Source organism: Vibrio sp. J502 (assembly GCF_025397955.1).
In the GTDB taxonomy this organism is placed as follows: Bacteria; Pseudomonadota; Gammaproteobacteria; order Enterobacterales; family Vibrionaceae; genus Vibrio; species Vibrio anguillarum.
The window spans coordinates 2,264,623-2,287,965 of the sequence record NZ_CP104554.1; the positions used below are offsets into that span (position 1 = coordinate 2,264,623).

General features: G+C 45.5%; 22 protein-coding genes and 8 tRNA genes. 8 read left to right on the top strand and 22 right to left on the bottom strand.

Annotated elements, in window-relative coordinates; genetic code table 11:
• The first annotated feature begins 2 nt into the window (after nt 1–2).
• The 6 genes from pilB to yacG all read left to right on the top strand — a co-directional run bounded on the left by pilB (nt 3) and on the right by yacG (nt 5,539).
• Nucleotides 3–1,691, top strand: a complete 1,689-nt coding sequence (pilB, locus tag N5E84_RS10360) for a type IV-A pilus assembly ATPase PilB (protein WP_029388146.1) — start codon at nt 3–5, stop codon at nt 1,689–1,691.
• Nucleotides 1,692–1,733: 42 nt separating this feature from the next.
• A complete protein-coding gene (locus N5E84_RS10365; protein ID WP_069212069.1) occupies nt 1,734–2,960 on the top strand; it encodes a type II secretion system F family protein in 1,227 nt (408 codons plus the stop codon).
• A 38-nt stretch (nt 2,961–2,998) separates the two neighbouring features.
• Nucleotides 2,999–3,880, top strand: a complete 882-nt coding sequence (locus N5E84_RS10370) for a prepilin peptidase (protein ID WP_019281902.1) — start codon at nt 2,999–3,001, stop codon at nt 3,878–3,880.
• Entirely contained in the window at nt 3,871–4,479 is a 609-nt protein-coding gene (coaE, locus tag N5E84_RS10375) for a dephospho-CoA kinase (RefSeq protein WP_013857688.1), read from the top strand. The genes N5E84_RS10370 and coaE overlap by 10 nt, the downstream gene beginning before the upstream one ends.
• 32 nt (nt 4,480–4,511) lie before the next feature.
• Nucleotides 4,512–5,252, top strand: coding sequence for a cell division protein ZapD (zapD, locus tag N5E84_RS10380; RefSeq protein ID WP_019281903.1), 741 nt, complete (start codon nt 4,512–4,514; stop codon nt 5,250–5,252).
• A gap of 89 nt (nt 5,253–5,341) precedes the next feature.
• On the top strand, nt 5,342–5,539 hold the full coding sequence (yacG, locus tag N5E84_RS10385) for a DNA gyrase inhibitor YacG (RefSeq protein ID WP_010319526.1): 198 nt from the start codon (nt 5,342–5,344) through the stop codon (nt 5,537–5,539).
• 69 nt (nt 5,540–5,608) lie between these two features.
• Here the strand turns inward: yacG and rplS are convergent, their stop codons facing one another.
• The 5 genes from rplS to ffh all read right to left on the bottom strand — a co-directional run bounded on the left by rplS (nt 5,609) and on the right by ffh (nt 9,207).
• Nucleotides 5,609–5,962, bottom strand: a complete 354-nt coding sequence (gene rplS / locus N5E84_RS10390) for a 50S ribosomal protein L19 (protein WP_010319525.1) — start codon at nt 5,960–5,962, stop codon at nt 5,609–5,611.
• Nucleotides 5,963–6,003: 41 nt separating this feature from the next.
• Complete coding sequence (gene trmD, locus N5E84_RS10395) at nt 6,004–6,750, bottom strand: tRNA (guanosine(37)-N1)-methyltransferase TrmD (protein ID WP_010319524.1); 747 nt, start codon at nt 6,748–6,750, stop codon at nt 6,004–6,006.
• Nucleotides 6,751–6,777: 27 nt separating this feature from the next.
• The gene (gene rimM / locus N5E84_RS10400) at nt 6,778–7,332 is read right to left on the bottom strand and encodes a ribosome maturation factor RimM (RefSeq protein ID WP_013857691.1); all 555 of its coding nucleotides are present in this window, start codon (nt 7,330–7,332) and stop codon (nt 6,778–6,780) included.
• Between the two features lie 29 nt (nt 7,333–7,361).
• Complete coding sequence (gene rpsP / locus N5E84_RS10405; protein ID WP_010319522.1) at nt 7,362–7,610, bottom strand: 30S ribosomal protein S16; 249 nt, start codon at nt 7,608–7,610, stop codon at nt 7,362–7,364.
• A 214-nt stretch (nt 7,611–7,824) separates the two neighbouring features.
• A complete protein-coding gene (gene ffh / locus N5E84_RS10410) occupies nt 7,825–9,207 on the bottom strand; it encodes a signal recognition particle protein (protein WP_019281904.1) in 1,383 nt (460 codons plus the stop codon).
• Nucleotides 9,208–9,512: 305 nt separating this feature from the next.
• On the opposite strand from ffh, the gene N5E84_RS10415 reads away from it, so the two are divergent.
• Both N5E84_RS10415 and N5E84_RS10420 read left to right on the top strand, forming a co-directional pair.
• Nucleotides 9,513–10,307 (top strand): inner membrane protein YpjD, encoded by a 795-nt coding sequence (locus N5E84_RS10415; protein ID WP_026027563.1) that lies wholly within the window; start codon nt 9,513–9,515, stop codon nt 10,305–10,307.
• 83 nt (nt 10,308–10,390) lie between these two features.
• A complete protein-coding gene (locus N5E84_RS10420; protein WP_017045776.1) occupies nt 10,391–11,665 on the top strand; it encodes an HlyC/CorC family transporter in 1,275 nt (424 codons plus the stop codon).
• 82 nt (nt 11,666–11,747) lie between these two features.
• Here the strand turns inward: N5E84_RS10420 and luxS are convergent, their stop codons facing one another.
• From luxS to csrA, 17 genes are all read right to left on the bottom strand, one after another.
• Nucleotides 11,748–12,266 carry an S-ribosylhomocysteine lyase gene (gene luxS / locus N5E84_RS10425; RefSeq protein ID WP_010319518.1) on the bottom strand — a complete coding sequence of 173 codons (519 nt, stop codon included), beginning with the start codon at nt 12,264–12,266 and terminating at the stop codon, nt 11,748–11,750.
• A 64-nt stretch (nt 12,267–12,330) separates the two neighbouring features.
• A complete protein-coding gene (gene gshA, locus N5E84_RS10430) occupies nt 12,331–13,896 on the bottom strand; it encodes a glutamate--cysteine ligase (protein ID WP_026027564.1) in 1,566 nt (521 codons plus the stop codon).
• 102 nt (nt 13,897–13,998) lie between these two features.
• Entirely contained in the window at nt 13,999–16,854 is a 2,856-nt protein-coding gene (locus N5E84_RS10435) for a M16 family metallopeptidase (RefSeq protein ID WP_069212070.1), read from the bottom strand.
• A 9-nt stretch (nt 16,855–16,863) separates the two neighbouring features.
• Nucleotides 16,864–17,325: a YqaA family protein gene (locus N5E84_RS10440; RefSeq protein WP_013857698.1), complete on the bottom strand. Its 462-nt coding sequence runs from the start codon at nt 17,323–17,325 to the stop codon at nt 16,864–16,866.
• Nucleotides 17,319–18,269 carry an NADP-dependent oxidoreductase gene (locus tag N5E84_RS10445; protein WP_017045772.1) on the bottom strand — a complete coding sequence of 317 codons (951 nt, stop codon included), beginning with the start codon at nt 18,267–18,269 and terminating at the stop codon, nt 17,319–17,321. The genes N5E84_RS10440 and N5E84_RS10445 overlap by 7 nt, the downstream gene beginning before the upstream one ends.
• A 117-nt stretch (nt 18,270–18,386) precedes the next feature.
• Nucleotides 18,387–19,517 (bottom strand): sodium ion-translocating decarboxylase subunit beta, encoded by a 1,131-nt coding sequence (locus N5E84_RS10450; protein ID WP_013857700.1) that lies wholly within the window; start codon nt 19,515–19,517, stop codon nt 18,387–18,389.
• Between the two features lie 9 nt (nt 19,518–19,526).
• Nucleotides 19,527–21,305 carry a sodium-extruding oxaloacetate decarboxylase subunit alpha gene (gene oadA / locus N5E84_RS10455; protein WP_029388147.1) on the bottom strand — a complete coding sequence of 593 codons (1,779 nt, stop codon included), beginning with the start codon at nt 21,303–21,305 and terminating at the stop codon, nt 19,527–19,529.
• 30 nt (nt 21,306–21,335) lie between these two features.
• Nucleotides 21,336–21,590, bottom strand: a complete 255-nt coding sequence (locus N5E84_RS10460) for an oxaloacetate decarboxylase subunit gamma (protein WP_029388148.1) — start codon at nt 21,588–21,590, stop codon at nt 21,336–21,338.
• A gap of 373 nt (nt 21,591–21,963) precedes the next feature.
• Nucleotides 21,964–22,040, bottom strand: a tRNA-Arg gene (locus N5E84_RS10465).
• 66 nt (nt 22,041–22,106) lie between these two features.
• A tRNA-Arg gene (locus N5E84_RS10470) sits at nt 22,107–22,183 on the bottom strand.
• Between the two features lie 36 nt (nt 22,184–22,219).
• A tRNA-Arg gene (locus N5E84_RS10475) sits at nt 22,220–22,296 on the bottom strand.
• Nucleotides 22,297–22,362: 66 nt separating this feature from the next.
• Nucleotides 22,363–22,439: transfer RNA gene (locus N5E84_RS10480), tRNA-Arg, on the bottom strand.
• A gap of 36 nt (nt 22,440–22,475) precedes the next feature.
• A tRNA-Arg gene (locus N5E84_RS10485) sits at nt 22,476–22,552 on the bottom strand.
• Between the two features lie 66 nt (nt 22,553–22,618).
• Nucleotides 22,619–22,711, bottom strand: a tRNA-Ser gene (locus tag N5E84_RS10490).
• Between the two features lie 31 nt (nt 22,712–22,742).
• A tRNA-Arg gene (locus tag N5E84_RS10495) sits at nt 22,743–22,819 on the bottom strand.
• Nucleotides 22,820–22,860: 41 nt separating this feature from the next.
• Nucleotides 22,861–22,953 (bottom strand) — tRNA-Ser (locus N5E84_RS10500).
• A gap of 186 nt (nt 22,954–23,139) precedes the next feature.
• Nucleotides 23,140–23,337 (bottom strand): carbon storage regulator CsrA, encoded by a 198-nt coding sequence (csrA, locus tag N5E84_RS10505; RefSeq protein WP_010320440.1) that lies wholly within the window; start codon nt 23,335–23,337, stop codon nt 23,140–23,142.
• Nucleotides 23,338–23,343 lie beyond the last annotated feature (6 nt).

Genomic DNA, 23,343 nt, shown 5'->3' on the forward strand with positions numbered 1-23,343 from the left:
ATATGCTAACCAACCTCCCTGCGATTCTGCGTCAGGCTCAGATATTGAGCCCGACGCAAGAACACGCAGTTATTGAACATATCAAAGCGTCTGGTGCGAATGTGCCAGAAGCTTTGCTCGCTTTGGATTTTTTCCATCCTCATGATCTGACTGAGCAGTTAAGTACCCTTTTTGGCCTACCGGACACCGACTTAACCCGCTACGACTACCCACAGCTCTGCCAACAGCTTGGTTTGCGTGATCTCATCACCCGTTACCAAGCACTGCCGATTGCCCATAATGGCCAAACCCTGACCATCGCGGTTTCCGACCCGACCCATTTACAAGTGGAAGATGATTTTCGCTTCGCGACAGGCTTACAAGTTGAACTGGTTTTAGCCGACTACAAAGCGCTGCAAGCAGCCATCCGGCGCTTGTATGGCCGAACGATTCAAGGATCCTCTTCTTCAGGGAAAGAGATCAGCCAAGATGAACTGGCGAACTTAGTTAAGCTATCTGATGATGAGATTCAATCGATTGAAGACCTCAGCCAAGATGACGCCCCAGTCAGCCGTTTTATTAACCAAATCCTGCTTGATGCGGTGCGAAAAGGCGCATCCGATATCCATTTCGAACCGTACGAAGCGCTTTACCGAGTACGATTGCGCTGTGATGGTATTTTGGTGGAAACGCAGCGTCCCTCAAGCAACTTAAGTCGCCGGCTTGCCGCGCGGCTTAAAATTTTATCCAAACTCGATATTGCCGAGCGGCGCTTACCACAAGATGGACGAATTAAACTGCGGTTGAATCAAGACACCGCCATCGATATGCGCGTTTCCAGCCTCCCCACTTTATGGGGTGAAAAAATCGTGCTACGTCTACTCGATAGCAGCGCTGCTAACTTAGATATCGACAAATTGGGTTATAACGACCAGCAAAAACAGCTCTACTTAGCTGCGCTGAAAAAACCACAAGGGATGATTTTAATGACGGGCCCGACGGGCAGCGGAAAAACCGTCTCGCTCTATACGGGGCTACGCATTTTAAATACTGCTGAAGTGAACATTTCCACCGCTGAAGATCCGGTTGAAATTAACTTATCCGGTATCAACCAAGTTCAAGTGCAACCAAAAATTGGCTTTGGCTTTGCGCAAGCATTACGCTCCTTCTTACGGCAAGATCCCGACATTGTGATGGTTGGCGAAATCCGCGATTTAGAAACTGCCGAAATCGCCGTGAAAGCGGCACAAACCGGGCATTTAGTTCTTTCTACCTTGCATACTAACTCCGCCGCCGAAACGGTAATTCGCTTGAGTAATATGGGAATTGAAGCGTTTAACTTAGCCTCTTCACTCAGTTTAATTATTGCCCAGCGTTTGGCTCGTCGCCTTTGTCGGCACTGCAAAATTGCCGTCGTGCCCTCAATGCAGTTGCAGCAACATTTTCAGCTGCTAGCGACAGAAACCATTTATGAAGCGAACCCGCATGGTTGCAACGAATGCACAGGGGGCTATTCAGGTCGAGTCGGCATTTATGAAGTGATGGCGTTTAACCCACAGCTGGCCGAAGCGATTATGCAAAAAGCAAGCATTCATCAAATAGAACAGATCGCGAAAGCCAACGGAATGCAGACACTACAAGAATCAGGCATTGAAAAGCTCAAAAACGGCGTCACCAGCTTCAAAGAGCTGCAACGCGTGCTCTATTTCTAACGCTTTGACCCCTCTTAGCTAGCCATTGAGTGACTCTATTGTATGAACACAAAAATCAAATCAGAACTCAAAAATTATCGTTGGAAAGGCATCAATAGTTCGGGCAAAAAAGTATCTGGCCAAACTCTCGCTTTAACCGAACTGGAAGTGCGTGACAAACTTAAAGAACAGCACATTCAGATCAAAAAAATCAAAAAAGGGGGCGTCTCTTTTATCACCCGCTTGACTCATCGCGTGAAGGCCAGAGACATCACCATTCTGACACGCCAATTGGCGACCATGCTGACCACGGGCGTGCCCATCGTGCAAGCCTTAAAACTGGTCGGAGATAACCATCGCAAAGCCGAAATGAAATCCATTTTGTCGCAAGTCACCAAAGGGGTTGAAGCCGGAACGCCAATTTCCAAAGCGATGCGTACCGCCAGCACCCATTTCGATACCTTGTATGTTGATCTCATTCACACAGGTGAACAGTCAGGTAACTTGGCTGAAGTGTTTGAGCGGCTAGCGACTTATCGAGAAAAAAGTGAACAACTGCGCGCTAAAGTCATTAAAGCACTCATCTACCCAACCATGGTGGTGTTGGTCGCGTTAGGTGTTTCTTACTTAATGCTTACTATGGTGATCCCTGAGTTTGAAAGCATGTTCAAAGGATTCGGAGCCGAATTACCTTGGTTTACACAGCAAGTATTGAAACTCTCTCATTGGGTGCAAAGTTACAGTTTGTGGGTAATCATCATCATAATCCTCACCACAATTGCCGTGAAAGCAGTACGGCAAAAATCTTTTTTAATACGCTTAAAAACCAGCCGATTAGGATTAAAGTTTCCCATTCTTGGCGGGGTGATAGGCAAAGCCTCTATTGCTAAATTCAGTCGCACACTCGCCACCAGTTTTAGTACAGGCATTCCGATTTTAGCCAGCTTAAAAACCACCGCTAAAACCGCTGGCAATGTCCATTTTGAGACGGCGATTAATGAGGTCTATCGTGATACGGCAGCCGGTATGCCAATGTATATTGCGATGCGTAATACCGAAGCCTTTCCTGAAATGGTGCTGCAAATGGTGATGATTGGTGAAGAATCAGGCCGATTGGATGACATGCTCAATAAAGTCGCCACCATTTACGAATTTGAAGTCGATAATACCGTCGATAACTTAGGCAAAATTCTCGAACCATTGATCATTGTCTTTTTGGGTACGGTGGTCGGCGGTTTAGTGGTGGCAATGTACTTGCCCATCTTTAACTTAATGAGTGTATTAGGATAGTATTAGCACTGCTAATCTTTTACTTATCGAGTCTGTGCATGGAAGTTTTTATTTATTACCCTTGGCTCTTTCCACTTTTTGCAGCGTTGTTTGGCTTAATCGTGGGGAGTTTTCTCAATGTGGTCATTTATCGTCTACCCAAAATCATGGAGCGAGAATGGCGACAAGAGTGCGCTGACTGCTTTCCCGAATATCACATTGCGCCACCGGAAGGGCAACTCACGCTCAGTCTCCCCCGTTCTAGCTGCCCACACTGTGATACGCCAATCCGTATTATTGACAATATTCCGCTACTCAGTTGGCTCTTTTTAAAAGGGAAATGTTCCCGTTGCCAAGGTCCGATCAGTGCACGCTATCCTTTGATTGAACTGCTCACCGCCAGTATGAGCTTTGTCGTGGCTAGCCACTTCGGTTTTAGTTATTTTTCACTAGCGCTATTGTTTTTCACTTTTGTGCTCATCGCGGCGACGTTTATCGATTTCGATACCATGCTATTACCCGACAAGCTGACACTGCCACTACTGTGGGCGGGCCTCAGCTTATCATTGATGCACATTAGCCCAGTCAGTTTGCAAGATGCGGTGATCGGCGCCATTGCTGGCTATCTGAGCTTATGGTCGGTCTATTGGCTGTTTAAACTCGTCACAGGCAAAGAAGGAATGGGTTATGGCGATTTCAAACTGCTGGCTGCTCTCGGCGCTTGGTTGGGCTGGCAATATCTGCCCATCATCATTCTCATGTCATCTGTGGTTGGCATTGTCTTTGGCCTAATTCAATTGCGCTTGCAAAAAAAAGGGATCGACAAAGCCTTTCCTTTTGGCCCCTATCTCGCCATTGCTGGCTGGCTAACCTTGTTGTGGGGTAACGATATTATGAGTTGGTATTTAGGTTCAATTATGGGGTTATCGTCATGGGGTTAGTAGTGGGTTTAACCGGCGGGATTGCCAGCGGAAAAAGCACCGTTGCTCACTTATTTCAGCAGCATTTCTCGATTGATGTCGTGGATGCTGACATCATCGCTCGAGAAGTCGTCGAACCAGGTAGTGAAGGATTAACGGCGATTTGCGCGCACTTTGGCCTCACCATATTAAAGCCCGATGGACAATTGGATCGCACCGCGTTAAGAGAAAAGATCTTTGCTGATGAGCAAGAAAAGGCTTGGCTTAATCAGCTTCTTCACCCAATGATCCGTGCAAAAATGATTGCTGATTTAGCAAAAACCACCTCGCCTTATGCTTTATTGGTTGTGCCATTATTGATAGAAAATAACCTACAAACCTTAGTCGATCGCATCTTAGTGGTTGATGTTGATCTAAAAACCCAAATCGCTCGCACTATGGCAAGAGACAAGGTATCAGAGCAACAAGTCCGTTCGATCTTAGCCGCTCAAGCGAGCCGTGAGCAAAGATTGCAATACGCTGACGATGTGATTAAAAATAGCGCAGAAAACCAAAAACTTTTGCCTCAAATCACAGAATTACACAAAAAGTATCTAGCCATATGCAGCCTAAGTCTGTAAGAATAACCCAGACCGGACCTAAGGCTAGCTAGATGACCACGCATAAGTTTGAACACCCACTGAACGAAAAAACTCGTATCTATTTAAGAGTCGAAGCGCTGCTTAACCAGTTGATGCATTCTGCTCAGTTTCGTGACGGTATTCAACACCAACTCTTCTTTCGTTCATTGTTTGATTTACTCGAAATCTTCGAACAGATCCAACTCAAAAGCGAGTTGGCTAAAGATATTGAAAAACAGCGTTTGAACTACCGTAGCTGGCTCAATGTGGATGGTGTTGATCAAGAAATGTTGCTAGCGCTCCTTGAAGAGATCGACGAGGTCCATCGTAATTTAATGAGCGCTGAACGCTTTGGTCAATCACTCAAAGAAGATCGTTTCTTAAGCACGATTCGCCAACGTTTTAATTTACCGGGCGGGTCGTGCTGTTTTGACCTGCCAGCTCTGCACTACTGGCTACACATTCCGATAGAAAAGAAGACCCAAGATGCGCACCAATGGATGGAAACGCTGCGACCGTTATCAGATGCGTTGCAACTTTGGCTGAAGTTAACACGCGAAACGGGCCATTTTAAAGCACGCCTAGCACGATTAGGTTTTTATCAAAGCGATGCCGAAGACGCTAATATCTTGCGCTTGTCGATCCCACTTGAGTATGGGGTATACCCCATGATCTCTGGACATAAAAATCGCTTCGCGATTAAGTTTATCGAATTCCAATCAGGCCAAGCAACAGGGCGCGATATCGAGTTTGATCTCGCCGTCTGCTGTTAATCAATTCCGCTTCAATTCCCGACTGACTCTTACTTTCCATTGCGTTAGGTAATACACTTACGCCTATCCATCGTTACTTGAAGTCCGTTATGTCAAAGAAAATTACCATTGTAAAATGCCCGCAGTGCAAAGCCGATGTCGAATGGGGAGAACAGAGCCCTTATCGTCCTTTTTGTTCCAAACAGTGTCAGATGATCGATTTTGGCGAGTGGGCCGATGAGGAAAAAAGTATTCCCGGTGCACCGGATATGTCAGACAGTGATGGTTGGTCAGAAGATCAATATTAGCGTACATATAAAAACAGGGGTCGATTACTCGCCCCCTGTTTATTACTATGAGAACGCTAGTTTATAGCATTACTTCTTAGCAAGTTTCTCTTTGATACGAGCTGACTTACCAGAACGCTCACGTAGGTAGTACAGTTTGGCACGACGTACTGCACCGCGGCGTTTAACTTCAATGCTATCAACCACTGGAGAGTGAGTTTGGAACGTACGCTCAACACCTTCACCGTTAGAGATCTTACGAACAGTGAATGCAGAGTGTAGGCCACGGTTACGGATTGCGATTACAACGCCTTCAAAAGCCTGTAGACGCTCACGATCACCTTCTTTTACCTTAACTTGAACAACAACAGTGTCACCTGGTGCGAATTTAGGTAGGCCTTGTTTCATTTGCTCTTCTTCAAGAGCCTTGATGATGTTACTCATTTTAAAAATTCCTAGAATAAACTGATACTAAATTAAATAGGTTACTGATGTATTTGAGTTTCTTTAATGAACTCAACCAGTAATAGTTCCTGTTCGTCAGTCAGAGCTAGGTTTTCCAGGAGCTCTGGCCTTCTATGCCAAGTTCGGCCCAACGACTGTTTCAGCCGCCAGCGACGAATATCCTCGTGATTACCGGATTTCAGTACCGCAGGTACTTCTTTTCCATCTAACACTTCAGGACGCGTATAGTGCGGGCAATCTAGCAAGCCATTTGCAAAAGAATCCTCTTCTGCTGATGCGAAATCTCCTAATACTCCCGGAACAAACCGAGAGACAGAATCAATCAACGTCATGGCTGGCAGTTCGCCGCCTGTCATCACAAAATCACCAATCGACCATTCTTCGTCAACTTCTGATTGGATGATACGCTCATCTACCCCTTCATAGCGTCCGCAAATAAGAACTAGGTTCTCATTCGTCGCCAGCTCTTCGACTCCTTTTTGGTCGAGTTTTCGACCTTGAGGAGAAAGGTAAATGACTTTCGTCTTTCCCGGTGCGGCTTGTTTTGCTGCATGAATGGCATCGCGCAAAGGCTGAACCATCATGAGCATTCCAGGACCACCACCGTAAGGTCTGTCATCGACGGTGCGATGTTTGTCATGAGTGAAATCTCGAGGATTCCAAGCTTCAATAGACAGCAAACCTTTTTTAACCGCTTGACCTGTTACTCCAAAATCAGTAACAGAACGGAACATTTCAGGAAATAGGCTTATAACGCCAACCCACATGTGTTCTCTCGCTCTGAAATTTTAGAGTTAGAATGCCGGATCCCAGTCAACTTCGATCCGTCGAGCTTCGCGATCAACATTCTTGATCACTTGCTCTTCAAGGTACGGTACCAACCGTTCCTTTTGGCCAAAAGCATCTTTCAAATTCGCTTTCACAACCAGAACATCGTTGGAGCCAGTTTCTAATAGGTCAGTGACCTCACCAAGGTTATACCCCTTAGTAGTAATAACTTGCATACCGAACAATTCACGCCAGTAGAATTCATCTGCTGACAATTCTGGTAATGATGCGGGATCAATAGCAATTTCAAAGTTGGTGAGTAGATGTGCGTCTTCTCGAACATCTAAACCTTCAAGTTTTACCACCATACTCTTGCCATGGCGCTTCCAACTCTCTACTTTGTACTCGATCCACTGGCCTTTTTGGTTAATAAACCAAGGGCTGTAATCAAAAATACTTTCAGCTTCGTCTGTGTAGGAAAAAACTTTGAGCCAGCCACGAATGCCATAGGTAGCACCAAACTTGCCCATAACAATCTTTTCGTTTTCTTTGCTCATTGTTTCTTTACCTTTCATCGACATAAGCTAATGTTCTTCTATAAAAGTAAGAATTAAGCCGCTTTTTGAGCGTCTTTTACTAGCTTAGCTACGCGATCAGATAGAGATGCGCCTTGACCAACCCAATGGTTAACGCGATCTAGATCAACACGTAGGCCTTCTTCTTGGCCAGTAGCCGTAGGATTAAAGAAACCTACTTTCTCGATGAAACGGCCAGTTACTGCGTTACGGCTATCCGCAACTACGATTTGATAAAATGGACGCTTTTTAGCGCCGTGACGTGCCAAACGAATGGTTACCATGTCGTCCTCTTTGCTTTCTCAATAATAAAATTAACCCCAAAAACCATTTACGAAAAACAGTCTGGGGTCTCGTGCCAAAATAAAGCCTCGGAATTTTACTCTTATTCCGAGGCTTTGCAAGGGGTTTAGCTATTTTTTCACCAGCAAAAGCATTATGCTTTTGCAGTGATGAGCATCACGCTTTAGTAAATTTTAAGCATCGCAATGAGTTAGGTTAACGACCAAAGAAACCGCCGCCACCCATGCCACCCATTCCGCCCATCATGCCTTGCATATTACGCATCATGCCTTTCATGCCACCTTTCTGCATTTTTTTCATCATTTTCTGCATTTGGGTGAACTGTTTCAGTAAGCGGTTAACATCTTGTACTTGGGTGCCAGAACCCGTCGCGATACGTTTTTTACGTGAACCTTTTATCATATCTGGGTGCTGACGCTCGTGCATGGTCATCGAACAGATGATCGCTTCCATCTGCTTGAACATCTTATCATCGACCTTATCTTTCACGTTGGCAGGTAGGTTTGCCATGCCAGGCAGTTTATCGAGCATGCCCATCATGCCGCCCATATTCTGCATTTGCCCGAGCTGTTCGCGGAAATCTTCTAAATCAAATCCTTTCTTTTCCTTGAATTTTTTAGCTAGGCGTTCTGCTTGCTCGTGATCAACATTACGTTGTAGATCTTCAATTAATGAGAGAACATCGCCCATTCCCAATATGCGTGATGCAATACGATCAGGATGGAAAGGCTCGAGCGCGTCAGTTTTTTCGCCGACCCCTAAGAATTTAATCGGTTTACCGGTGATATGACGAACGGAAAGTGCGGCACCACCTCGAGCATCACCATCAACTTTGGTTAAGATAACCCCCGTTAACGGCAGCGCATCACCAAAGGCTTTTGCGGTGTTCGCGGCATCTTGCCCCGTCATGGCATCCACAACGAACAATGTTTCAATCGGATTAATCGCCGCATGCAGATCTTGGATCTCTGCCATCATCAGTTCATCAATAGCAAGACGGCCTGCAGTGTCGACAATCAGCACATCGAAGAATTTCTTCTTCGCATGGTCAATGGCCGCATTGGCGATATCAATCGGTTTTTGGTCGGCTGAAGAAGGAAAAAATTCAACGTCCAGATCGTTAGCTAGCGTTTCAAGCTGTTTTATCGCCGCTGGGCGATAAACGTCAGCCGAAACCACCAGTACTTTCTTTTTATCGCGTTCTTTAAGCAGCTTAGCAAGCTTACCAACACTGGTGGTTTTACCCGCGCCTTGTAAACCCGCCATTAAAATCACTGCTGGCGGCTGGGCGGCAAGGTTAAGTGCTTCGTTGGATTCGCCCATTACCGCTTCAAGCTGCGCTTGAACAATCTTGATGAACTCTTGTCCTGGTGTCAGCGATTTAGACACCTCAACACCCACTGCGCCCTCTTTAACGCGCGCGACAAAATCACGCACTACAGGCAGTGCAACGTCCGCTTCAAGCAGCGCCATGCGCACTTCGCGTAGGGTTTCTTTAATATTGTCTTCGGTGAGACGGCCTTTGCCGCTGATATTTTTCAGCGTCTTGGATAGTCGATCCGTTAAATTTTCAAACATCGTTGTCTCTTCGCTAGTTCGGCGATTAATTGGGGTCAGTATACCTTAGCCAATCTAATAGTCATACCCATTGACGCTTCGCGATAAGCGACTTAAACCCGTAAACGTAACATTGGGTCCCCAAAACAGGGGGGTCAAAAAGAGTTATCTCTGCGATTTATGGAATAAAAGCCTTCACCCTGTTAATTATTTGCACCATGACCTCAACTAAGGTGGGTATATGTCAAATCAATCGGTATCCAACGTAGCTCATTATCGTGATGCAAGGTATAATTCGCCAATTCAGCCACCATTTTGTAAGAAGTATGGAAAACTTAATCGCAATAGTCGCCACTATTTTGTATTTTTTATCCATAGCGACCATTATTCCAGGCTTAGTTAATCAAACTGGGATTCGTGCGCAGACAGTATTGTTCAGTTCAGCACTGGCGCTGGCTTTTCATGCGTGGTTACTGAGTGATTTAATCTTCAACGCTAATGGGCAAAACCTCAGTATGCTCAATGTGGCATCATTGATAAGCTTTATCATCTCGCTGGTGATGAGCATTGCGATGTTAAAAACGCGATTGTGGTTTCTGTTGCCGGTGGTGTATAGCTTCGCCGCGATCAACGTCAGCGCCGCCTCATTTCTTCCCAGCATGTTCATGACTCACTTAGAAAACAATCCGCCACTGTTGTTGCATATTTCTCTAGCACTATTTTCGTATTCAACCCTTTCGATTGGCGCACTCTACGCTTTGCAATTGGCTTGGCTGGACTACAAGCTAAAGAAAAAGAAGATGCTAACCATCAACCCCAATTTGCCACCACTACTGATGGTAGAAAGGCAACTGTTTAAAATCATCTTGATAGGTAACGTATTACTTACTGGTACCTTGATTACTGGTTTTGATTTTGTCGGTGATATGTTTGCTCAAGGCAAAGCGCATAAAGGCATTTTGTCTTTCATTGCTTGGGTTGTCTATTCTGTATTGTTGTGGGGACATTACCGAAAAGGTTGGCGCGGTAGAAAAGTGACTTGGTTTGCTGTCGCTGGTGCAACCTTACTCACACTGGCCTACTTTGGTAGCCGTTTTGTAAAAGAAATCATTTTGAGCTAACTCAACACGTTTGATAGCGTATTGACACATTCATTTAATTAGATCATTACTTAATCACACTATTTATAAGGAAAAACCACGTTTTGGACGACATTTCAACGGGTATATTGTTTGCACTACTCGCGGGTCTCATCGTAATTTCGGCTTATTTTTCAGGTTCAGAAACCGGCATGATGTCTTTGAACCGCTACCGCTTAAAGCACTTGGCCAATACCGGCCACAAAGGTGCAAAGCGTGTTGAAAAACTGCTTGATCGTCCAGATCGCCTCATTGGTTTGATCCTCATTGGCAACAACCTAGTCAATATTTTAGCTTCTGCAATTGCCACTATTATTGGTATGCGCCTTTATGGGGATCTAGGAGTGGCCATTGCCACTGGTGCGCTGACGTTGGTCGTTCTGGTTTTTGCTGAAGTGACGCCAAAAACATTAGCAGCGCTTTACCCTGAACGCGTCTCTTACGCCAGCAGCATCTTACTGACCTTCTTAATGAAGATATTGTCACCATTGGTGATGTTCATTAACTTCATCACCAATGGTTTCATCCGCTTACTAGGCCTTAAGGCCAAGCATGGGGCGGAGGATCATCTAAGCTCTGAAGAGTTGAGAACCGTCGTCAACGAAGCGGGTGGTCTTATTCCTCGTCGCCACCAAGATATGCTGCTTTCCATTCTCGATCTCGAACATGTTACGGTGAACGACATCATGATCCCACGTAACGAAATTACTGGTATCAATATTAACGATGATTGGAAATCTATCGTGCGTCAGTTAACTCACTCGCCACACGGACGCGTGGTGCTTTACCGAGACAAAATTGATGAAGCGGTGGGCATATTGCGCCTTCGTGATGCTTCTCGTTTGATGTTGGAAAAAAAAGAGTTCAATAAAGAGATGATTTTACGTGCCGCTGATGAAGTCTACTTCATCCCGGAAGGCACACCGCTCAACGTACAATTACTTAAATTCCAACGCAACAAAGAGCGGATTGGCCTGATCGTTGATGAATACGGTGATATCAATGGCTTGATCACTGTTGAAGATATTCTCGAAGAGATTGTGGGGGAATTCACAACCTCGATGGCACCAAGCTTAGCCGATGAAATTACACCACAAAGTGATGGCAGCTTCTTGATTGATGGCAGCGCAAATATCCGTGACATTAACAAAGGGCTGAAGTGGAAACTGCCAACAACGGGCCCAAGAACCTTAAACGGTTTACTTTTGGAGCACCTTGAAGATATTCCAAGTAGCCATTTAAGTGTCAAAGTCTCTGGTCATGCGATGGAGATTGTGGATGTAGAAGAAAACCGCATTAAGCAGGTTAAAGTCTTTCCACGCAAAGCCAAAAAGCATTAATCGCCAGTCACTGCATAAAAGAAAGAAAAAAGCTTGGTCACTGCCAAGCTTTTTTCTTTTAAAGGGCCAGATCTGGCGGTCTTTAATCCACTTTCAGCTCTTTGAGCATCGACTCAGGTAAAGCAAGCTCATCATTTTTATTCACCGCAATACCTGCCGTGATAATCGCTTGAGCAATCTCTTTAGCTTCTGTTAACGAGTGCATTGAGGCTGTACCACATTGGTATTCGTTTAGTTCAGGGATCTGATCTTGGCTCTCTACTTTTAGCACATCATGCATCGCCGCTAACCACGCTTGCGCCACTTGCGCTTCTGTTGGCGCGCCAATCAAACTCATGTAAAAACCTGTGCGGCAGCCCATAGGTGAGATGTCGATGATTTCTACATCATGACCATTTAAGTGCGCGCGCATAAAGCCAGCGTATAAATGCTCTAAAGTGTGGATCCCTTTTTCCGAAAGAATATCTTTGTTTGGAGCAGTAAAACGGAGATCAAATACGGTGATTGTATCCCCTTTAGGCGTCTGCATATTTTTTGCCACACGTACCGCAGGCGCATGCATACGAGTGTGATCTACAGTAAAACTGTCGAGTAATGGCATTGCTTTCTCCTTATTTGGCAAAGAGCGATGCTCTGCCTATCAATGTTAGATTATGATCGAGAGATCATTTTAGGTACGAAAAATAGCTTTCAAGAAATTCTTCAAAACTTTGAGTATCGTGTTGTTCTATCTGTTGCTGAGCGGCTCGAGAACGCAGCACTTCCTCTTCCATCACAGACTCAGAATAAGTTTGATAGTGATGTGCCAGGTTGGCTTGTCGGTATTCGGCTCCTAATGCACAACCTACCTTACCGAGACCGCCAAACTGTTTAGTCTGTTCAAGTAGTTGGGCGGAAAAGGTTAATTCTGGATTATCAATCCACGAGCTTAGTTTCTCGCATACGGCTTGGTATGCGTTGCCACCACAAGCGCTATCCATTACTTGCGCTATTTTGCGTAAGTCATCGAATACATTATGCGCCCACGCTTGCAGCGTCAGTTTCTCTCCGCGACAGCCAATTTGTAGCTCTAAACCCGGTTTACGACCTTCTAAAATCACTTTGTTCCAGTTATCTCGCCAACATGCCAGCTCACAATTGTCCATCGGATCTGAATCTGAAAGAGCTGTCCAAGTGAGGAACAGATCGAGAAAACGCACTTGATCTTCAGTAATACCAATCGGGCTAAACGGGTTTACGTCTAACGAACGCACTTCGATGTATTCGACTCCGCCTCTCTCTAACGCTTGTGACGGCTTTTCGTCATTTTTGGCCACACGCTTAGGACGGATCGGTGCATAGAGTTCGTTTTCTATCTGCAAAACATTGCTGTTGAGCTGACGATGTTCACCATCGACATACACGCCTAGTTCTGCAAACTCTTTTGATGGGGTGCGGATCGCCTGATTCAACCCTTCTAGATATTGATCCAAGCTATTAAAACCAATTTGCAAGCCACTTTGCGCGCTATTGGTATAACCTAAATCACTGAGACGCAACGAGGTAGCATGAGGCAAATAAAGCGTTTTACCAATATTTTCAAATGGCAGATGGCTTTCACGTCCGCGCACAAACGATGAACATAACGCAGGTGATGCGCCAAAGAAATAGGGAATAAGCCAGCCAAAACGGTAGTAATTACGAATCACACCAAAATAGGCTTCCGATTTTGTCTCAGTACGCTGGGATTCAGTTTGCTCGCCATGCAAGGCATCCCAAAATGATTCTGGAAATGAAAAATTGAAATGCACGCCAGAAATGATCTGCATTAAGCTGCCGTAACGACGCTTTAAGCCTTCTCGATAAAGGGTTTTCATTTTACCCGTATTTGATGAACCATATTGCGCCAGTTCGATATCATCTTCGCTGCCAACATAACAAGGCATAGAAAGCGGCCACATCTTTTCGTCACCCAATTTGGTTTGAGCAAAATGGTGAATATCCGCCAGTTGTGAGAGTAAAGTCGGCACGTCATGAGAGACTGGTGTAATAAATTCAAGCAATGACTCCGCAAAATCAGTGGTGATCCAACGGTTGGTTAATGCGCTGCCGAGTGCTTCTGGATGAGGAGTCAGAGCTAACGAGCCTTCTGGGGTATAGCGTAACGTTTCACGCTCAACGCCTCGGCCAAACTGCTTAAACACTTCTGATTTTTTAGTGACTTGTTCAAGTCGTGCGGCAAAATTAGTCAAAATAATGATTCGCTTATAGGTGAATGATCCGAATGAAAGCGGCTCTAACTCAACAAGAGAGTAGAATGGAGGCAAACAATCTGCCCCCTATAAATGTGTACTCTAGCGGATGATTTCAAGCTCTTCTACGGGAATATCTAATTTTTCAAGTTGTGGCTTCAACGTTTTCGCATCACCCACCACGATAATTTGATACTCTTGTGGTGCAAACCATTTAGCGGCGAGTTTATTGAGCGTTGATTTTTTTACGTTTTCTACCAGTTCATTTCGTTGCTGTAGGTAATCTTCATCCAAACTATAGGTCAAAATATTACTAAGCAACTGCGCTTTTTGTGATGGTGTTTCATACGTCAGTGCATCTTGTTGGCCGACAGCAAGGCGCATAAATTTTAGCTCTTGGTCGGTTAAGCCACTTTGACTGAATGTTGCCATCTCTTTTTCTATTTCAACGATTGAAGCTACAGTGGCATCAGCACGCACTTGAGCATTGAAAACGATAGCGCCCACTTCTCGATTGCTCGCGAAATAACTCCCAGCGCCATAGGTGTAGCCTTTATCTTCACGCAAATTCTGATTAATGCGGCTGTTAAAGTTGCCCGCTAAATTGAAGTTAGCCAGTTGGCTGAGAAAAAGCTCGCCAGTGGCATCGAAAGGCAACCCTTTTCGCACAAAACGGACGATGCTCTGCGGCGCATCAGGCTTATCAACCAGATATATCTTCCGCTCTGTCAGTGAGTTCACCACTTGGGGATGTAACAAAGGAGAAGCTTCACCGCGCCACTGCCCCAAAAAGGTTAACTGTTTAGCGACCTCTTTTTTGGAAATGTCGCCAACGACAACGATTTGCGTACCATGTGGCGTGTAATGTTTCGCATAAAAGCGTTTTACATCTTCTAATGTTAAATCGTTTAGTGATTGCTCAGTGCCTTCACTTGAACGCGCAAAAATAGAGTTGCCAAACAGTACTTGACGAGTAGCTTGTGAAGCAAGCCATCCCGGTGTTTGATGCTGATAAACCAACCCTTCCAGCATCTGCTGCTTCAGCCGTGTAAAATCACTCTCTTTGAAAGCAGGATGAAATAAAACTTCTTCAACCACATCCAATGTTGCTGCAACATTCTTCTTCAAACTAGAGACCATAATACTGGTCGAATACTCATTGGCAGTAACACTGATAGTCGAACCTAACGTGTCGAGTTGAGCTTGAATGGCTTCCACTGAGCGTCGAGTTGAACCTTCTTCAAGTAGCGCCGCGGTTAAATTAGCTAACTCTTCTTTGCCACGCGCGGCATGTCGCTCTCCTGCTGGTAAATTGATATTAATTAGCACGGTCGGCGTTTCGCTGGTTTGTGTGGCTAATAACTCAATACCGTTATCAAAATAGAGTTCATACAGTGTCGGCATTTGTGCTTTCACACCTTTTGCCACAGAAGGCATGATTGAGCGATCAAATTGATCTTCAACCTGGCGATAAGCCAATTGATCTTCGGTTATCGTTTGATGCTCGGGCAGCACTCTTTTAGGGGATACGAAATTAGCTTTTTGAACGGCAAGATCGGCTTTATGTTTAGGCACAACACTTAAGGTAACCTTATGTTGATGAGCAATGAAGCGCTGATAAGTCTGTTGAATTGACTCTGGGGTGACCGCATGAATCTGAGCTAATTGTTGCTCTAGGCGATCAGGCTGCCCATAAAACGTTTCGTTGGACGCAAGCTGCGTCACTTTTCCAGATACACTTTGCAGCGCAAAGACCGCATTCGCTTCCGCCATACCGGTAATTTGATCAAGTCGACTCTGATCTACCCCTTGCTGTTCAAACTGACTGAGTGTTTGCATTAACTCTCGATACAAAGGAGCAAGCTGAGCCTTTTCACCCGAAGGGGCCATGGCATAAACATAGAAGGTACAAGCCAATTCGGCGCAATCTTGGAATGCACCCGCATTGACGGCTTTTTGAGTTTTGACCAACGCTTGGTAGAGATAACTATTGGTACCGCTGCCTAACACTTTGGCAAGCGCATCTAACGAGGCTTGACTTTGAGCACCGCGATATTCTGTCGGCCAACCCACCACAACCATGGGTTGCTGAATGCGATCTTCCAAGGTAATGAAACGATCTTGCGCCAACTGGGCCGGCTGTTTAGGTGCGTTATCAACGGCTGGGCCTGCCGGTATGGTGCCAAAATATTGATTAACCCATTCAAGTGTTTGCTGAACATCAATATCACCACCAATGGTCAGCACTGCATTATTCGGCCCATACCAACGTAAGAAAAACGCTTTAAGATCGTTGACGTCCACTCGGTCAAGATCTTCGACATAACCAATGGTTTGCCATGAATAAGGGTGCCCTTCGGCATACATCGCCTCCGCCATTTTTTCCCACATCAAGCCATAGGGGCGGTTGTCGTAGTTTTGTGCGCGTTCGTTTTTTACTGTGTCACGTTGGATCTCAAATTTACGTTGAGAAACCGCGTTGAGCAAAAATCCCATCCGATCAGATTCGAGCCACAACACTTTTTCTAGCTGATTTGAAGGCACGGTTTGGTAATAATTAGTACGGTCACGGTTGGTACTCCCATTCATGGTTCCTCCCGCTTCGGTGATCAAACGAAAATGTTCTTGATCGCCAACGTGCTCCGTTCCTTGAAACATCATGTGTTCAAAGAAATGAGCAAACCCTGATTTTCCAACCTCTTCACGTGCCGAACCCACATGATAAGTGACATCGACATGCACTAAAGGATCTGAGTGATCCGGTGAGAGCACGACAGTAAGGCCATTATCGAGCTGATATTTTGCATAAGGGATCATCACTTTTTCTGGTTGAGCATCCACTTGCTCAATCAGCGTAACCCCTTTCGGTAATGATGAAAAAAAAGCGATAGGTGCGACCGTTGATGAACAGCCATAAATGGCAATAAGAGAAAGGGCACCTAGCCAAATTTTTCTCATAACAGCTCCTTAGAAAAAACCATAGAATACAGCGGCAAGCATGATGTAACGCAGTGCTTTGCCGATCAAAATAATGACAAAAGTAGGTAAAAATTTCATGCGTAGCCAACCTGCGGCCAAACAAAGCACATCACCCACCACAGGTAGCCAACTAAATAAGAGAGCCCAATAACCATATTTATTGAGCCAAGCTAACGCTTTATGACCGTGCTTTTCGCTTTCAGTTCGATTAGGCAACCAGATACCGAGCCAATAGTTGGTCAGACCGCCGAGGGTATTGCCAGCGCTTGCAACGGCGATAACCCAAAATACGGGAAATTGATTCAGGCTTAATGTGGCGAATAAACTCGCTTCTGAGCTTCCCGGTAATAAGGTAGCACTGAGAAAACCACTAAAAAAAAGCACCCACAGAGCAGAGCCAGCAAACCAATACGAGAGCGGTTCCAAATAGGTGCTAAAAATGTCTAACATTTCATATCAAGAAGAACTTTGCCTCGAGTATGGCCTGTTTCAATCTGTTGATGAGCCGCAGCCACTTCCGCCATCGGATAAACAGCTTGAATTTCCGTTTTCAATAAGCCAACGCTGACCATATAAAGCATGGTATCAAGCTGTTCAGGATTAGGATCAACTAACATGCCTGTGGCTTCAAAACCAAGTAATTTTGCTTTTTCACAGATAAGCTCAGCACTTAGAGTGGGAACAGTAACGACACGCGCATGATCTTTCAAGCATTTCAAAGCGTCGAGAGCCGCATCACCCCCGACTAAATCAATCAGCACATCCACTTCTTCTAAACGCTGTGAAGCAGGAGCAAAATTATAATTAATCGCATGAGCACCAAGAGTCGCTAAATAATCCAAATTTTGTTCGCTGCACGTGGTATACACTTCGGCTTTTGCTGCTAAAGCAATTTGTACCGCTAAGTGCCCGACACCACCAGCGCCTGCGAGGATCAATACGCGATCCCCCTCTTTCACTTGCGCTTTATTTAGGGCTTGCGCCGCCGTTTGCCCTGCCAGTGGCAGCACCGCTGCTGCTTCTAAGGTCACAGCATCAGGAACAAGGCTGAGTTCGCTTTCTGCCACACACAGGTATTGGCTGTAACCGCCACCACGCAACGGAAACCCAACAAAGCCCGCCACATTATCTCCAATTTGAAAGCGGCGATTATCTTCCCCCACCTCAACAACTTGTCCAGAAATATCGTAACCTGGCACCCATGGCAGCTTATCTTTGTTTTGCGCTGCAGCCCACCCCAGACCAGCCCGAGTTTTTACATCAATAGGGTTTACACCAGCAAACGCCACTTTTACTAACACTTCGCCAGCTTTAGGTTGAGGAACGTCACTGGTTTGAATAACGAGCACCTCTGGTCCACCAAACTCAGTAATTGCGATCTGTTTATTATCCATGTCAAACTTCCCTATTGATAAAAAGAAAGGGATGCCTCAGCATCCCTTTGAATATATACCATTTTATTGCTTCTAGTTAATCTTTAGCTCGCAAAATAACCATCAGCTCGTCTAGGCTTAGCCAACAAGAGCAAGCAAAACACCCGCCGCAACTGCAGAGCCCAGTACACCTGCTACATTTGGCCCCATGGCGTGCATCAATAAGAAGTTCTGTGGATTAGCTTCAAGCCCCACTTTGTTCACTACTCGCGCCGCCATCGGTACCGCAGACACACCAGCCGCACCAATGAGAGGGTTAATATCCTCTTTCGAGAATTTATTAAGCACTTTCGCCATCAACACACCACCAGCCGTACCAATACTGAAAGCAATAGCACCGAGCGCCAAAATACCTAATGTTTCCAAGTTCAAAAACTTATCAGCCTGCAGTTTAGAACCAACGCCTAAGCCTAAGAAGATAGTAACGATGTTGATCAGTTCATTTTGCGCTGTCTTGGATAGACGCTCAACCACACCCGATTCACGCATTAAATTACCTAGACAGAACATACCCACTAATGGCGTTGCTGACGGTAAAAATAGAATCGTCATCAATAGCACCGCCAGAGGAAACAGTATTTTTTCTGTCTTCCCAACGTGGCGTAGCTGAGCCATTTTGATTTTTCGCTCCTCAGGTGTTGTAAGTGCCTTCATAATCGGTGGCTGAATGATAGGAACTAATGCCATATAGCTATAAGCCGCCACAGCGATTGCACCTAATAAATCCGGCGATAATTTACTGGCAAGGAAAATAGCGGTTGGGCCATCGGCTCCACCAATGATGGCGATGGACGCAGCATCGGCCATGGTAAATTCCATACCCGGTACATAGTTGAGTAATATCGCACCAAACAGGGTGGCGAAAATACCAAACTGAGCGGCCGCACCTAGCCATAACGTTTTAGGGTTTGCAATCAACGCCCCGAAATCGGTCATCGCGCCCACGCCCATAAAAATCAGCAGTGGAAAAACGCCCGTCTCAATACCAACATGATAAACGTAATAAAGCAGACCGCCGGGTTCGGTAAAACCCGCATTCGGAATATTCGCTAAAATCGCACCAAAGCCGATCGGCAATAACAGCAGTGGCTCAAAGCCTTTGCGAATAGCCAAAAACAGCAGTAAACAACCGACCAAAATCATGCAGATTTGGCCTAGCTGAAAATTAGCGATCCCTGTTTCAGACCATAAGGTCAATAATCCGTCCATGGTTCTCCCTTACGCTAAGCTCAGCAATGGTGCACCAACAGTCACAGCATCACCCTCTTTGACATGAAGATCTTGAACAATACCGCCACGTGCCGCACGGATCTCAGTTTCCATCTTCATCGCTTCCAGAATCACTAACACATCCCCTTCTAACACCTCAGAACCGGCTTGAACATTCACTTTAAAAATGTTGCCAGCGAGTGGTGAAGGAACCGCTTCTGCATTGTTACTTGCCGGCACGCTTGATGACTGTGCTGCTTGAGACTGGCTGGCAGCAATTGAGCTAAGCTGGCCTTGTGGTCCCACTTCAACCGTGTAAATTTGCCCATCCACTTTAACACTGTAGGTTTCAATACCACCTTTTGTCACAACGGTGGCAGGTGTAGGTTTGGCTGACTCCAAGGTTGGCGCAGGCTCAAATGCATCCGGATTGTGACGATTTTTCAAGAACTTCAAACCGACTTGTGGAAACAATGCATAAGTCAGAACATCATCCACCGTATCTGTAGCTAATGAAATTCCCTCTGCTTTTGCCTTTTCAAGCAATTCAGTGGTCAACACGGCCATTTCTGCATCCAACAAATCGGCTGGACGGCAAGTGATCGGCGTAAGATTACCCAACACCTTGGCTTGCAACTCAGTATTCACTGGCGCAGGCGTGGCACCGTATTCACCTTTTAATACCCCTGCAGTTTCTTTCGTGATGCTCTTATAGCGCTCACCAGTCAGGACGTTGATCACCGCTTGTGTTCCCACGATTTGAGATGTTGGAGTCACAAGGGGAATGAAACCTAAATCTTTTCGCACACGAGGGATCTCTTCAAGAACCTCATCAAGGCGATCGGCCGCTCCTTGTTCTTTTAGTTGACCTTCCATATTAGTCAACATACCACCAGGAACCTGCGCAATAAGAATACGAGAATCGACACCTTTTAACTGTCCTTCCCATTTAGCGTATTTCTTACGCACTTCACGAAAATAAGTGGCAATCGGTTCAAGCTGTGTCAGGCTCAAGCCCGTATCACGCTCGGTTCCTTCAAGCATAGCGACCACTGTTTCGGTTGGTGTGTGGCCATAAGTTTGGCTCATTGAAGAGATAGCGGTATCCAAAATATCGATACCAGCTTCTACCGCTTTAACGGCTGTTGCCGCTGAAAGACCAGTCGTTGCATGGCTGTGTAGCGCTAAAGGTACGGCACAAGAGGATTTAATACGGGTGATCAGATCTTCAGCTTCATACGGCTTGAGCAACCCTGACATATCTTTAATACACAAAGAGTGGCAACCGAGATCTTCCAACCGCTTGGCAAGATCAACCCAAGTATCTGAATTATGAACAGGGCTAGTGGTGTAAGACAGTGTGCCCTGCGCGTGTGCGCCAACATCAATTGTCGCTTTGACCGCTTTTTCAAAATTGCGAACATCATTCATCGCATCAAAAATACGGAAAACATCCATCCCATTCGCGTGAGCTCGTTCGACAAACTTTTCAACAACATCATCGGCATAGTGGCGATAGCCTAGTAAATTCTGGCCGCGTAGCAACATTTGCATTGGGGTGTTGGGCATCGCTTGCTTAAGCGAACGTAAACGCTCCCATGGATCTTCACCGAGAAAACGGATGCAAGCATCAAACGTTGCTCCTCCCCAAGTTTCCAGTGACCAATAACCGATCTTATCGAGCTCTGCTGCAATAGGCAGCATGTCTTCGATACGCATGCGCGTGGCAAATAGTGACTGATGGGCATCACGAAGGACCACATCCGTAATAGCTAGTGGTTTAGACATGCTCATAAACTCCTTTTCATCCTTTCTATGCTATTTAGCTAATGCGCGGTGCTGATGCACTGCTGCAGAAATTGCCGCCACAATTTGCGGGCTCACAGCTGAAGGGTTTGGTTGAACTTTTCGATGTTGAATCGGCGCTGCGATCGGTTGTGGTACTTCTTCCGGTACCAAGGTTGACATTAACCGAACGAGATAAACGAGAATAGTTAGAAAAATAAAGACTACAGCCATCCCCGTAATCATAAGGGTGGCGGCGTCAACTAATAGGCTTCCAATAGTAGTCATGTTGCTTCCTTTCTGTGTCATCCTGACAACAATTGCTACGCATTTTTACACATGCGATCTTGGCAAGTGGACTAGGATTATCTCGATTGGTTAATAATTGTCAATTTTGTTTAAGGGACTCTTGTAGATAACACACAAAATCGGCGAACAATTACTCACACAAATCACAAAACTCTGAATTTTCTCTATTAAGAAGGGCATTTAACTAGCCAATACGGCTACGTTAATCAAAAAATGATGCAGATACTGAGAGGGAGTTAAAACATTGCAGATTAACAAGATAAAACAAATAGTTGCCATTTTCAATTTAACAAAATAGCAACAAAAAACCAACATAAAAAAAGCCCCGCACAATGCGAGGCTTCTTAATAAATGGCGCGCTCAGGAGGATTCGAACCTCCGACCGCCTGGTTCGTAGCCAGGTACTCTATCCAGCTGAGCTATGAGCGCGCAAAGCTTTGATATTAATCAACGATAATCGCTAACAGTATCAGGATCAATGACCCTTTGAATAAGTGGCGCGTCCTGGAGGATTCGAACCTCCGACCGCCTGGTTCGTAGCCAGGTACTCTATCCAGCTGAGCTAAGGACGCGCAGAGTTAATGACAGTATCACTAACTTTAAATAAGTGGCGCGCTCAGGAGGATTCGAACCTCCGACCGCCTGGTTCGTAGCCAGGTACTCTATCCAGCTGAGCTATGAGCGCGCAAAGTTTTAATATTAATCAGCGATAATCGCTAACAATATCAGGGGCAATGACCCTTTGAATAAGTGGCGCGTCCTGGAGGATTCGAACCTCCGACCGCCTGGTTCGTAGCCAGGTACTCTATCCAGCTGAGCTAAGGACGCGCAGAGTTAATGACAGTATCACTAACTTTAAATAAGTGGCGCGCTCAGGAGGATTCGAACCTCCGACCGCCTGGTTCGTAGCCAGGTACTCTATCCAGCTGAGCTATGAGCGCGCAAGATGTGAATTGCATCACAAAAATTTTATTTCTGAACAAAAAAATTGACTCATGGTCAATAAATGGCGGTGAGGGAGGGATTCGAACCCTCGATACGGCTATAAACCGTATACTCCCTTAGCAGGGGAGCGCCTTCGGCCTCTCGGCCACCTCACCGCATTTTCACATTCAATATTACGAAAGAATATGGCGCGTCCTGGAGGATTCGAACCTCCGACCGCCTGGTTCGTAGCCAGGTACTCTATCCAGCTGAGCTAAGGACGCACATTGTTCTTTATTTGGATGCTAAACCAAATAAGCAAGAATGGCGGTGAGGGAGGGATTCGAACCCTCGATACGGCTATAAACCGTATACTCCCTTAGCAGGGGAGCGCCTTCGGCCTCTCGGCCACCTCACCGTCTTGCGGAGGCACATATTACTTTTTACCAAAAATATGTCAAACACTTTCTTGGTAAAAGCGACAAAAATCAAATCAACCGTTGGCTATTTAATCAAAGCGCTGTGAAATTAAACTTTTCTGTCATATCAGTGACTTCAAAGCATAAAAAAGGCCAGCAAAATTCGCTAGCCTTCCTTGTGATAATTAGTAGTTGCTAGGTGCAACACTACCATTACCTTTTTCAGCTTGAATGCGCATGTAGATTTCTTCACGGTGGACAGAAACCTCTTTCGGTGCATTCACACCGATACGCACTTGGTTACCTTTTACACCAAGAACTGTTACTGTCACTTCATCACCGATCATTAGTGTTTCGCCAACACGGCGAGTCAAAATTAGCATTCTTTG

Coding starts and splice junctions, on each gene's coding strand:
- N5E84_RS10415 (WP_026027563.1), top strand. CDS start 9,513: ATGGAAAACTTAATCGCAATAGTCGCCACTATTTTGTATTTTTTATCC.
- ffh (WP_019281904.1), bottom strand. CDS start 9,207: ATGTTTGAAAATTTAACGGATCGACTATCCAAGACGCTGAAAAATATC.
- luxS (WP_010319518.1), bottom strand. CDS start 12,266: ATGCCATTACTCGACAGTTTTACTGTAGATCACACTCGTATGCATGCG.
- pilB (WP_029388146.1), top strand. CDS start 3: ATGCTAACCAACCTCCCTGCGATTCTGCGTCAGGCTCAGATATTGAGC.
- N5E84_RS10450 (WP_013857700.1), bottom strand. CDS start 19,517: ATGGACGGATTATTGACCTTATGGTCTGAAACAGGGATCGCTAATTTT.
- trmD (WP_010319524.1), bottom strand. CDS start 6,750: ATGTGGGTTGGCGTTATAAGCCTATTTCCTGAAATGTTCCGTTCTGTT.
- csrA (WP_010320440.1), bottom strand. CDS start 23,337: ATGCTAATTTTGACTCGCCGTGTTGGCGAAACACTAATGATCGGTGAT.
- coaE (WP_013857688.1), top strand. CDS start 3,871: ATGGGGTTAGTAGTGGGTTTAACCGGCGGGATTGCCAGCGGAAAAAGC.
- oadA (WP_029388147.1), bottom strand. CDS start 21,305: ATGTCTAAACCACTAGCTATTACGGATGTGGTCCTTCGTGATGCCCAT.
- yacG (WP_010319526.1), top strand. CDS start 5,342: ATGTCAAAGAAAATTACCATTGTAAAATGCCCGCAGTGCAAAGCCGAT.
- rimM (WP_013857691.1), bottom strand. CDS start 7,332: ATGTCGATGAAAGGTAAAGAAACAATGAGCAAAGAAAACGAAAAGATT.
- zapD (WP_019281903.1), top strand. CDS start 4,512: ATGACCACGCATAAGTTTGAACACCCACTGAACGAAAAAACTCGTATC.
- N5E84_RS10460 (WP_029388148.1), bottom strand. CDS start 21,590: ATGACTACTATTGGAAGCCTATTAGTTGACGCCGCCACCCTTATGATT.
- N5E84_RS10370 (WP_019281902.1), top strand. CDS start 2,999: ATGGAAGTTTTTATTTATTACCCTTGGCTCTTTCCACTTTTTGCAGCG.
- N5E84_RS10445 (WP_017045772.1), bottom strand. CDS start 18,269: ATGGATAATAAACAGATCGCAATTACTGAGTTTGGTGGACCAGAGGTG.
- N5E84_RS10440 (WP_013857698.1), bottom strand. CDS start 17,325: ATGTTAGACATTTTTAGCACCTATTTGGAACCGCTCTCGTATTGGTTT.
- rpsP (WP_010319522.1), bottom strand. CDS start 7,610: ATGGTAACCATTCGTTTGGCACGTCACGGCGCTAAAAAGCGTCCATTT.
- N5E84_RS10435 (WP_069212070.1), bottom strand. CDS start 16,854: ATGAGAAAAATTTGGCTAGGTGCCCTTTCTCTTATTGCCATTTATGGC.
- N5E84_RS10365 (WP_069212069.1), top strand. CDS start 1,734: ATGAACACAAAAATCAAATCAGAACTCAAAAATTATCGTTGGAAAGGC.
- rplS (WP_010319525.1), bottom strand. CDS start 5,962: ATGAGTAACATCATCAAGGCTCTTGAAGAAGAGCAAATGAAACAAGGC.